This window comes from Paraburkholderia sp. 2C (genome assembly GCF_054589215.1).
In genome coordinates, this window is the sequence record NZ_BAAILL010000042.1 from 270,027 (window position 1) to 281,705 (window position 11,679).

8 protein-coding genes are annotated in these 11,679 nt (G+C 64.7%); 3 read left to right on the forward strand and 5 right to left on the reverse strand.

What is annotated here, in order from left to right; translation table 11 throughout:
• Window positions 1-35: 35 nt before the first annotated feature.
• Window positions 36-1,712, forward strand: a complete 1,677-nt coding sequence (gene glgA / locus ACYPXD_RS21235; protein WP_459715798.1) for a glycogen synthase GlgA — start codon at window positions 36-38, stop codon at window positions 1,710-1,712.
• A 100-nt stretch (window positions 1,713-1,812) separates the two neighbouring features.
• On the opposite strand, the gene glgX is transcribed toward glgA, so the two are convergent.
• On the reverse strand, window positions 1,813-4,068 hold the full coding sequence (glgX, locus tag ACYPXD_RS21240) for a glycogen debranching protein GlgX (protein WP_459715482.1): 2,256 nt from the start codon (window positions 4,066-4,068) through the stop codon (window positions 1,813-1,815).
• A gap of 479 nt (window positions 4,069-4,547) precedes the next feature.
• Here glgX and ACYPXD_RS21245 point away from each other — a divergent pair, with 479 nt between their 5' ends.
• Window positions 4,548-4,964 carry a response regulator gene (locus tag ACYPXD_RS21245; protein ID WP_459715484.1) on the forward strand — a complete coding sequence of 139 codons (417 nt, stop codon included), beginning with the start codon at window positions 4,548-4,550 and terminating at the stop codon, window positions 4,962-4,964.
• Between the two features lie 50 nt (window positions 4,965-5,014).
• On the opposite strand, the gene ACYPXD_RS21250 is transcribed toward ACYPXD_RS21245, so the two are convergent.
• The 4 genes from ACYPXD_RS21250 to ACYPXD_RS21265 form a co-directional block, all read right to left on the reverse strand.
• Complete coding sequence (locus ACYPXD_RS21250; protein WP_459715486.1) at window positions 5,015-6,403, reverse strand: hypothetical protein; 1,389 nt, start codon at window positions 6,401-6,403, stop codon at window positions 5,015-5,017.
• 401 nt (window positions 6,404-6,804) lie between these two features.
• Window positions 6,805-8,043 carry a patatin-like phospholipase family protein gene (locus ACYPXD_RS21255; RefSeq protein ID WP_459715490.1) on the reverse strand — a complete coding sequence of 413 codons (1,239 nt, stop codon included), beginning with the start codon at window positions 8,041-8,043 and terminating at the stop codon, window positions 6,805-6,807.
• A gap of 116 nt (window positions 8,044-8,159) precedes the next feature.
• A complete protein-coding gene (locus tag ACYPXD_RS21260) occupies window positions 8,160-8,435 on the reverse strand; it encodes a hypothetical protein (protein ID WP_459715493.1) in 276 nt (91 codons plus the stop codon).
• Between the two features lie 284 nt (window positions 8,436-8,719).
• A complete protein-coding gene (locus tag ACYPXD_RS21265) occupies window positions 8,720-9,094 on the reverse strand; it encodes a hypothetical protein (protein WP_459715495.1) in 375 nt (124 codons plus the stop codon).
• 1,035 nt (window positions 9,095-10,129) lie between these two features.
• On the opposite strand from ACYPXD_RS21265, the gene ACYPXD_RS21270 reads away from it, so the two are divergent.
• Window positions 10,130-11,620 carry a sigma 54-interacting transcriptional regulator gene (locus ACYPXD_RS21270; RefSeq protein ID WP_459715498.1) on the forward strand — a complete coding sequence of 497 codons (1,491 nt, stop codon included), beginning with the start codon at window positions 10,130-10,132 and terminating at the stop codon, window positions 11,618-11,620.
• Window positions 11,621-11,679: the final 59 nt, after the last annotated feature.

Here is an 11,679-nt window from a genome sequence, read left to right on the forward strand (position 1 = left end):
GTCCCCTACTGAATTTCTTTCGCGCGGAGTCGATCTTGACGCTGAATGTTCTTCTCGTCGCCTCGGAGGCGATGCCGCTCGCCAAATCCGGCGGGCTCGGCGATATGGTGAGCGCTTATGCGGCGGCCCTGCGCGACGCGGGCGTCGACGTGTCGATCCTGCTGCCCGCGTACCCGGGCGCACTCGACAAGGCGGTGGACGTCGCACCGCTTACGCGGATCGGCGGGCTGCCGGGTGGCGACGCGCGCCTTTTGCGTGCGCAGATGCCCGATACCGGTGTGCCGGTGCTGCTGTTGCAGATGGATCATCTGTTCAGGCGCGAGCAGTTGTATGTCGATCAGCGCGGCCGTGATTATCTCGACAACACCGTGCGTTTCGCCTCGCTGGCCGCAGCGGCCGCCCGCATTGCGCGCGGCGTGCGCGGCGTCAAGCGCCCCGATATCGTGCACGCGCACGACTGGCATGCAGGACTCACGCCGTTGCTGATGAAGCTCGCGGGCGTGCCCGCGAAAAGCGTGTTCACGATTCACAATCTCGCGTTCCAGGGCAACTGCCCGCTCGCGCTCGGCAGCTGGCTCGGCGTGCCCGACGAACTGCTCGCGCCCGCGCTTGCCGATGAGCGGAGCATCGAGTTCTACAACACGTTGAGCCCGATGAAGGCCGGCATCGTGCACGCCGACCGCGTCACGACCGTCAGCGACACCTACGCGCGCGAAATTCTCACACCGCATTTCGGACACCGGATGGAAGGCGTGCTGCAAGCGAATGCGCACAAGCTTTCCGGCATCACGAACGGGATCGACGAGCACGCGTGGAATCCGGCGAACGACGCGCATCTTGCGCGTCACTACTGCGCCGCCGACGTGCGCGGCAAGCAGGCCTGCAAGCGCGATCTGCAGCAACGCTTCGGCCTCTCGGTCGATCCGTTCGCGCCGCTCGTCGCAATCGGCAGCCGGCTGACGTCGCAAAAGCTCGCCGATGTCGTGGCCGCCGCCTTGCCGATGGCGCTTGCGCGGCATCCGCGGCTGCAGGTGGCGATTCTCGGCAAAGGCGACGCGCATCTCGAACAGGCGATGCGCGCGCTCGCCGCGCTGTGGCCGCAACGCGTCGGCGTGCAGGTCGGCTACGACGAAGCGACCGCGCACAAGCTGCATGCGGGCGCGGACATGCTGCTGCACGGCAGCCGCTTCGAGCCGTGCGGGCTCACGCAGATGTATGCGATGCGTTATGGCACGATTCCGATCGCGTCGCGCGTCGGCGGCCTGGCCGATACGATCGTCGATTACGAACCGGCGCGTTCGCCCGAGCTCGGTTTGCCCGAAGCGGGCGCGACCGGATTTCTGTTCGAAGGCGAAACCGCGGGCGATGTCGTCGCGGCGCTGGAGCGCGCGCTCGAGGCGTTTATGCGGCCGTCGTCGTGGCATGCGCTGCAACGTAATGCGATGCAGGGCCACTTCGGCTGGGCGCGGCCGGCTGCACGCTATCTGCAACTGTATGCGGAACTCACCGATGCGCGTCCGGCGCGGCGGCGCGATCTGTCCGAAGCGGCGCCTCATCAGGCACCGGCGGCAGTCGCGCATGCCGCGCACGAAGTCGACGTGGTCACGCAGCGGCGGCCGGCACGGCGGGCCGCGAACGCCGCGCAGAACGGCGCGTGGAACGGCAATGCTTCGGCGCAGACCGCGCACGAGGAGGTCGCGCGGCGCGCGTGACCATCTGCGTTATGCAGCATCTGCATCATGCAGCCGCGCGATACAGGTACGCGGCTGCATGATCGTTGTGCAAACAACGATATCGCTCACTACTCGCTCACTACTGCGTGAGCCGCTCCTCGAGCCGATCGAACACGTGCTGCGTCTCGCCTTGCGCATGCAGCGCGAACAGCAGCAGCGAACGTCCCGTCACCTGATACACATCGCCCGAACCGAACTCCGGCAATTCGTCGCGCTCGGGCGCGTTCGTATCGATCAGACAACTCCATTGATCGCTGCCCGGCACCTCGGGCAACGTGAAGTCCACCACGTCGTGATACGCGTTGACGATAACGAGCAGCGTCGCATCCGATGCCGGCCGGCGAATACCGCTCGCCTGCGCGCGACCGTCGATCACCAGACCGAAGCAGCGCATCGCCGGATCGCCCCACTGCTCGTCCATCAGTTCGACGCCGGCAGGGCTCAGCCACTTCACGTCCTTCACTTCGAGGTCGGCTTCGCTTTCGGCTTCGCCCGTATGTTCGCCCGCACCTTCGCTTTCGCCTTCCATCCGGCCCGGCAGTTTCAGCACGCGCGTCTCGCCGGTCAGGAAACGGCCGCGCCGCAGCACCGGCAACGCATGGCGCAACGCGGTGAGCTTGCGCACGAAGCCGATCAACGCACGGCCGCGTTCGTCGATGCCTTCCCAGTCGACCCAGCTGATCTCGTTGTCCTGGCAATACGCGTTGTTATTGCCCTGCTGCGTGCGGCCGAACTCGTCGCCGGCCAGCATCATCGGCGTGCCTTGCGAGAACAGCAGTGTGGCGAGCATATTGCGCTTCTGACGCTCGCGCAGCTCGATCACGTCCGCGTCATCGGTCGGTCCTTCCGCGCCGCAATTCCATGAGCGGTTATCGCTGTGGCCGTCATTGTTGTTCTCGCCGTTCGCGTCGTTGTGACGGTCGTTGTACGAAACCAGATCGTGCAGCGTGAAGCCGTCGTGCGCGGTCACGAAGTTCACGCTCGACCACGGACGCCTGCCGCGCCGGTTGAAGAAGTCGCCCGACGCGGTCAAACGCGTCGCGAGATCCGCTGCGCAATTTTCGTCGCCCTTCCAGAACGAGCGCGCCGTATCGCGAAAGCGGTCGTTCCATTCGGCCCAGCCCGGCGGGAAACCGCCGACCTGATAACCGCCGGGCCCGCAATCCCACGGCTCGGCAATCAGCTTGACGCTCGCGAGCACCGGGTCTTGCCGGCAACTGTCGAGAAAGCCGCCGCCTTCGTCGAAGCCGTACGGCTCGCGGCCGAGAATCGTCGCGAGATCGAAACGGAAGCCGTCGACGTTCATCTCGGTCACCCAGTAGCGCAAGCTGTCGGTCACCATCTGCAACACGCGCGGATGCGACAGGTTCAGCGTATTGCCGGTGCCCGTATCGTTGATGTAGTAGCGGTTCTGCTCCGGCATCAGCCGGTAGTACGACGCGTTGTCGATACCGCGAAACGACAGCGTCGGTCCGCGCTCGTTGCCTTCGGCCGTATGGTTGTAGACCACATCGAGTATCACCTCGAGCCCGGCGTCGTGCAGCCGGTCCACCATTTCCTTGAACTCGGCGACCACACCGGGGCCGCGCGCGAAGTAGCGCGGATCGGCCGCGAAAAAGCCGATCGTGTTGTAGCCCCAGTAGTTCGTGAGGCCTTTGTCGAGCAGATAGCTGTCGTTGACGAACGCGTGTATCGGCATCAGTTCGACGGTCGTGACGCCGAGCCGCCGGATATGATCGACCACCGCTTTCTGGGCAAGACCGTCGAACGTGCCGCGCATCTTCGCGGGCACGGCGGGGTGCCGCTTCGTGTAACCGCGCACGTGCGTCTCGTAGACGATCGTGCGGTCCCATGGCACGCGAATGCGCGTGGGGTGCGTCCAGTTGAACGTCTGATCGACGACCTGACACTTCGGCATATAAGCCGCGCTGTCACGCTTGTCGAACTCGAGATCGGGATCGTCGCCGGGTGCGTTCAACGTATAGCCGAACAGCGACGGATGCCATTTGAGCGCGCCGACGTGTGCCTTCGCATACGGGTCGAGCAGCAGCTTGTGCGGATTGAAGCGATGTCCCGCCTCCGGCTCGAACGGCCCGTGCACGCGATAGGCGTAGACCGTGCCCGCGGACAGTCCCGCGACATGCACGTGCCACACTTCGTCGGTGTATTCGGGCAGTTCGATGCGTTCGACTTCGCGCTTGCCTTTCGCGTCGAACAGACACAATTCGACCTTCGTCGCATGCGCGGAGAACAGCGCGAAATTCACGCCCTTGCCGTCCCATGTGGCGCCGAGCGGAAACGGCAGGCCTTCGGAGATGCGTCGATCGTATGCCATGGAAAGCCTTTGTTGATGAAATGCGTTGTGGAGGTGCGCGCGATGGTGCGCGAAAACCAAATAGATGAATGGCGGCCAGGAGGCGGATTAGCAAACCATGTGCCCGCGGTACGCGCATCGCCTTGTGGGCCCGATAGCAGGCCGCGCATCGTCACGCCATCCTTACTCAGACTTACAAACGAAGATAGATTTTGCGTGTTCGCCACACGCTTTTCAGGCCGCCGGCGCACGCGCGGCACGCTAAATGCATCGGCTCAGATAGCGAAACGTGTCATACCGCGGTCACATAAACTGGCACACGCGTCGCACGACGTCCCGCCCAGCGCCCCGCAGCGACAGCATGGGCCAATGCGGCGAGGCGTGCCGCGCGTGGCGTGGCGTCGCCATGCTGCGCCGATGGCATGGGTCATGCATGCGTGTGAAATATTTAAGCCACCCCCGACCGCGCATCGTTCGATGCACTCAATAGTTGACCGATGATGGATGCCACTGCACTTTCGGACACCCGCCTGCCCACTATTCTGCTTATCGACGACGAACATGAACTGCTCGTTGCATGGGCGCTTCTGCTCGAACTGGAAGGATTCCATGTGGTCACCACGGGCGAGGCGCGCGAAGGCGTCGAACTCGCGCATCGCCTGCACCCGGCCCTCGTCATTACCGACCTCATGATGCCGGAGATGAATGGCGTGGAAGTGTGCCTTGCGTTGAAGGCCGACCCGTCGCTCGACGATGTGCCGGTCATCTTGTGGAGCGCGTCGCCCGATATTCCCGACAACGTGATGTGCGAGTGCACGCTGCACAAGCCCGTTGCGCGCGAGACGCTGCTCGCCAACGTTCAAGGCTTGCTGCGCACGACATTCGACGCACGACAGCGCAGCGCGCCGGGGCAATAGCGCCGGCCCGGCGGTGTGCGACGGCGCAACGCAGCGGCGAGCCGCGCGCCTTACGTTAGCGCCTTACGCCGGTATTCGGGCGACGCGATAAACGCTTCGATCGCCGCTGGCGGAACCTCGGCATGCAAATGCATCGACAGGTACGTGGACAGACTGTCCGGCCTCATCCCTCGCGGAGCCCATTCGAGCACCACCGCCTTTTGCGCGTCCGTGAGGAACGCTTGCGATCCCGACGGCCCGGGCTGTGGCGACTGCTGCGCCCGCCCCGATGCGCAAGGCGAGGCAGCGGGCGGCGGCAGGTATCCGGCCGACCTCCTATACGCATCGATCACGAATGTGGGCATCTTCATCACGATGGCCAGATTCGTCGCGGACAGGAGGTCACCCCATTGCCTGATGAACTGCTTCGCACCGTCCGGCAGCAGCGCGCCAAGTTCCGGCCGGTTGTCCGCGATGTCCTGCTGGTAAATCGCGTTCCAGTCTGCCCGGATCGGCGCGAATTCGTGCCGAAGCGCCCTCACCCACGCTACTGGCAAGCGGTATTGCTCCGCGAGTTCTCTTGCTCCGGTGCCCGGAAAAAGCACGAAATCGTCGAACAGGTCGTCGCGTGCGTTCGCGGTCTGCGATTGCCTGTCGCGCAGCAAGCCATGCGCTCTGGCCACGCCAATCACGCTGCTGCAAGAAACCGAACAGGCCTTCGCGACTGCACTGTAAGACATCGTGGGATTGCTCGACAGCATGCGAACGACCCGCGCCTTCTTTGCGGGGATCATCTTCGCACCGCGTCGCGACCGAGCTTCAGCGATGTCCTGATTCGTCGAAGCCGCTTCTCCCGACGCGGCCGCAGGTCGAGATAAAGACGCCAATGCGCTGCGGTGTTCGTCGCTTTGCAGGTAAGTATCGATACGCCTGCGTGGATACTGCATCAACTCCGCAAAATTGTTCGCGCTCATCGAGTCCGCCCATCGGTCGATGAATGCCCTTTCGCCTGGCGTCAGCGGCGCATCCGCCAGCACCTGTGCCGGTGCGCCCAGCGTACCCGCCGCGCGCCAGGCGCGTCGTGCAGCGTCCACATCAGCCGCGATCTTCCGGATCGTGCTGATCGGCAGCGCGAGGCGGGCGGCCAGTACCGCTTCGGAGGCTGAAGGATGCCTGAGCATGCAGGTCGCCGCGTACTGGCGCTTCTGGGCGTCGCTTCGTACGGCGTCGAGGTCTGACGGACGCCCGGTTTGCGGCAAGGCGACATCCTCGCGTATCTCCCAGTCGCCGCGCGCATTGCGTGTGATCCGTTGTCCCATTTGCGAACGATCGCCGGGCGCCGCGAGCCGCCAGCTTGCGAGGGCAACGTCGAGCGCGACCGCATAGGCTTTGCCGCCATGCAGAACGAACGACTCCCCGCCATGCAGGTCCGAATATATGCCGCGGCGGTCGATGGACACATACTCGCCCGGAATCTGTGGGAACGCATAGGCGTCCGGCCACGCCGTCGGTCGTGCCGCGCCGAAGGACTCCGATGTTCGCCCCCGGGTCAAGACAGGCGCGGCCTGCACGGTCGAACTCGCCTGCGCCCGCGGCAGGCGCTCGAAGCGTTGCGATGTTTCCACCGGCGCGGGGACGCGAATCGGCGAGGGCTCGTTGCGAACTTCGGGCGCGGTGAGTGCCGGACGCGGGCGTATCGGCGGCAAGACCATTGGCTGTTCCCTCGGCGAAAGATGCGTGAGCATCGATGCACACGATGGTACGAAAGCGCCGTTTGCCGTTGGGATATCAGCGCACTACATTGCGCACTGCGTCGTGCATCAAGCGAGCACCGCGTCGCTCGCGCGGGCCGCGCGAGCCGTTACACCGACGCCGGATCCGATCGATGTATCGCAATGCCCTCCATCGGATCGAGCGCCGCAAGCCACGGTTCGCGCTCGATCATGTTGCGCGTGTCGTCGTAACCGGCTGTCCAGCGCCGCTCGATGCCGCTTGCGGAAAAGTCGATGTCCTTGTGCAGGTCGTGGCCGCACGAGCGCGGCGCATCGAGTTCGATCACCTGCATCGTCGTGCCGCAGCCCCAGTCGAGCAACTGCTTGATCGCGTCGTTTTCGCGCTGCTCCTGTGTCATATGCTTGCCCAGCTCGCGAATCACATGGCGCAGGTTGTGAATCTGCTTCTGCCGCTCGAGATGGCTTTCCGCGCGGCTCGAATACTGGATGTCGCGCTGGCGCGTCATCGCTTCGCGTATCGAGGCCGGCTCGGGCCCATGCACGGGCCATAACTGCACGGTGAAGATGATCGAATCGCGGCGCGGGCGGTCGTCGAGCACCGCTTCGAGCGGCGTATTCGAATAGATGCCGCCGTCCCAGAACGCCTCGCCGCCGATACGCACCGACGGAAAGCCGGGCGGAAACGCGGCGGACGCCATCACGTGATCAACCGCGAGCGGCATATCGCGATTCGTGAAGTAATGCATATGCCCGCTCGCCACGCCGACGGTGCCGACCGTCAAGCGCATCTGCCGCGCGTTGAGGAAATCGAAATCGACGAGCGACGTAAGCGTTTCGCGCAACGGCTCCGTATGATAAAACGCGGCACGTTCGGGGCCGACCGCGCCGTAGAGGCCGAACCATGCATCGGCGCGCGGCGTGAAGAACGACGGGATGCCGTGCGTGACGACCGACAGATCGCGCAGCCACTCGGCCACGCTCAAGGGCACGCCACACAAGCCCGGCGGCCATTCGCCGACGCCGGTGCCCGGGCCGCAGCCGCCCTGCCACGTGACACGCTGCCAGAATTCATGCAGCCGCTCGAGGCGTTTGCCGCCGGGGTTCCCGGCGATAATCGCGCCGTTGATCGCGCCGATCGACGTGCCGATCACCCAGTCGGGCTCGATACCGGCATCGTGCAACGCATGAAAGACGCCGGCCTGGTACGCGCCGAGCGCACCGCCGCCTTGCAACACGAGCACCACCTGCCCGGGAAGACCGGCGCGCCGCCGGGCAGGCGCCGCGTATTCCGCTTCATTCGGGCGTCCCGCCAATTCGGCATGCGCTCGCGGCGCACTGGCGCCGCTCCCCACTGCATGTTTTGCCATCGCGCTTCTCCGTCGACGAAACGTCGCCTTCAGCGAGGCAGTCACGATAGCGCACCTTCCTGTCCGACGCAGCGGGGGATGCCCGGCGTGGCCAGGCAGCGAGGCACGTGGCCGCGTCAGTGTCCGACGAGGCGGTAGGTAAAGAACAGCAGCGCGACAGCGGCAGCCGTGCAGGCAAATCCTTTCAGCAGCGCAATGCACGCCATGGCGGCGCGGTGCGAGCCGAACCGCGCGCGCCGCGGTTGCGCGGGGTTCAGCGAGTCTTCGGCAAGCAAGGTTGTGAAGCGCACCGTTTCGTCGATCATTCGCATGGTCCGTTTCTCCTCTGGGCGAGAGCCAAGGCTCGCGCTGTCTTCCCTGTTTTCGCTGTTTGCATTCTGCACGGCGGTCACCGTTTGCTTCGCTTGCATGTTTCGACTGGCTGCTTCAGTGGCGTACTTCGGTCGCGTACTTCGGTCGGCTACTTCGATATCCGCAGAATCTGCGAGGCGATCTGCGAATAGCAGGGTCTCAGGTCATCGGTCGTTGCTGCATAACGGTACACGCCGACCGGCTGCTTCGGGTTGTAGCAGCGCGACGGGCCATCCGGCACATTCGCGATGCATTTGACTGCCTGCTTGCCGGGTTGCGTCTCTCAGTTGCGTCTCTCAGTTGCGTCTCTGATTGCGCTCGCGGCCTACGCGGTCGCGAAGCGCCGGATCACATCGCCCGCATGCCCGGGCCGCGCCGGCCGCGTCTGTGGCGCGCCGCTGCTGTTGCCGCCGCTTGCGAAATAGCTGTTCCATGCGCGCTGCAGCGTGTCCGGGGTCGCGGCCGGCGGCTCTTCGCGATACGTTGCATGCGCAACCACCAGGCTCAGCAGATCGCGCGGATAGCACGCCAGCAACGGACGGCGTGCCGGCTGATGCAGCCGGTGCACGAGAAAATCGAAGGCGTCGTCGTCGCCGCGGATGCCGAGTCCGTCGCAGCATCGTGCGCGGCGGTATCGCGCAGCCCAACCTCGCCATCCCGAGAACCAGACGGACAGGCCATCGGCTGCGCCATGCAGCATCCCCTGCGTGGGCAACGCGGCGACGCAGAGTGAAGTGGAACTACCGTTAGCTGCCGCTGCGCCTGAAACGCCTCGGCAAAACCGCCTGTCAGACATGGGCTGCCACGACAACTCGCCCCGAGCAGGCAAAACGGCATCGCCATCCGGTTGCGCCGTCAAGGTGGTCGCGAATGGTCCGTACGGCGTACGAACCATTCGCTCCACTCTTCTTCGACGTTTGCCCCCCATTGGCTCCGCCGCCTTCCCGATTCGCGGCATGCCCCGACCGCGAACCACGAAGTCCCCCGTGTTGCCGCCCGGTATCTCTTCGGATCGATGTTTCCGGACAGCAACGAATCCGTTGTGGCCGATCTATCGCAATGGGTATGCCATGCGGGCGCAAAGCCTTGTCGCGCCGTGTTTCGTGCGCTGGCGAACACGTTGGAAACCCGCTTTCAGGTTGCCGACGTTTCGGGTTCGCAACATTTTTCGAGGACGGTTCGGCATGCGTCATGCGTACGGAAGCGCTGCCGCTCAACGGCAAAAAAGACGGCGCGTCGCGCGCAAACCCAGATTGGCCAAGGCTTTGCGATCAAAACTGCCGGATCGGATAAGGGCTAGGTTCGCCCGGCACGAGTTATGCCCAATGTGTCGCAACATTGAGACAAGACGCATATTGCGGATCCGGAAAGGCACGTCGCGCGATACCGGTCTGCTACGCCCCACGCGGCGAAGCCTTATCCAGCTTGACTTCGCCCCTGTTCGCCGATGAATCGTCAATGAACCGGCGCGTGCGCACGTCCACGCGAATCGTTTCTGCATCCTGATTTGTGCTTATACAAACGCGTGTTCGTTTCCTTTATTTTTTGATCACATGCCGTAATCATGCGACGATAGGACCGTCGCCCGTACGGCGACGGAATGTGCAGGACCGGGCCAATAAAAACCGCTGAGAACAAGGCTGAACTGCCGACGCTGAAACCGCTGTCGCTATCGAAGGATCACTGGCTTACGCGCTCGCGCTGCGCTGCGGCCACACATCCAACCGGGGGTACCATGCATTCCACCTCAACGTCGCCCGCCGCCGAACGCAGCGTGATTTTCGTGTCTTCGGCGCCAGACGGGCCGCTCGCCGAATTCCTGACCGCTGCCGGCTGGCATGTCGTCCATGCGAAAACGCCTGCGCTCGCCGAGCGCCTGCTCGACCGCGGCGATATCAAGGTCGGCCTCGTCGACCTGCCCGACGATTGCACCGCGCAACATCTGTCCGCGCTCGAGGCCTGCATGCGGCGCAGCGAGACGAACTGGGTCGCGCAAATCGCGCCGGGCCGCTCGGACGACGAGGTGACAAGCCGCTTTATCCTCGACTACTGCTTCGACTTCGTCACGAAGCCGTGTCTGAACGACCGGCTGATCTTCGCGCTCGGCCATGCGCATGGCCTGTCGAGCCTGCGGCGCACGAGCGTGAAACCCAGGCCATCGCTGGGCAAGCACGGCATGGTCGGCCACTGCGAGCCGATGGAGCGGCTCTACCGGCGCCTCGACAAGTGCGCGCAAACCGACGCGCCCGTCTTTATCGCCGGCGAATCGGGCACCGGCAAGGAACTCACCGCGCGCGCGGTGCACGACTGCTCGTCGCGCGACAAGCAACCGTTTGTCGCGATCAACTGCGCGGCGATTCCGCCCACGTTGTTGCAAGCCGAGTTGTTCGGCCACGAGCGCGGCGCGTTTACCGGCGCGCTGCAGAAGAAGATCGGCCGCATCGAGCACTCGGACGGCGGCACGCTCTTTCTCGATGAAATCGGCGACATGCCGCACGAGTGCCAGGCGGTGCTGTTGCGCTTCCTGCAGGAAGGAACGATCGAGCGCCTCGGCAGCAATACGCCGATCAAGGTCGATGTGCGCGTGATCTCCGCGACGCATGTGGACCTCGAAGCCGCGGTCAGCGACGGGCGCTTTCGCGCGGACCTCTATCACCGGCTCTGCGTGCTGCGGCTCGACGAACCGCCGCTGCGCGAGCGCGGCAGCGATATCCGTCTGCTTGCCGACTACGCGCTCAGCATGTACCGGCAGGACGGCACGCATAAGATTCGCGGCTTTTCGAGCGGTGCCGTGGTCGCGATGTCGAACTATGCGTGGCCCGGCAATGTGCGCGAACTGATCAACTGCGTGCGGCGCGCGGTCGTGATGGCCGAAGGGCGCTTCATTACCGAAGCGGACCTCGGCTTGCCGGCCGCAAGCAACGAGCGGCCGAAGACGCTTGCCGAAATTCGCATGCAAGCCGAGATCGAAGCGATCGAAGATGCGCTGCGACGGCATGGGCACAATCTCTCTTCGGCGGCCGCGGAGCTCGGCGTGTCGCGCGCGACGCTGTACCGGCTCATGAACGCAAACCGGATCCAGAGCGATATCAGCTCGATCCGGCAAGGGCGGCGGCAGACGCAAGGCGGCCATAGCGACGCCGAAGCGGACCCTGACGAGCCCGAGGCTGCAAACGAAGACGATACCCACGCGCGGACGCCGCCGCGGTCCGCTGTGGCGGTCTGAGCTAACGAGAGACCGCTGCGTTGGCTCGCGCGGGTTGTCGCGGGTTGTCGCTTTGGCGC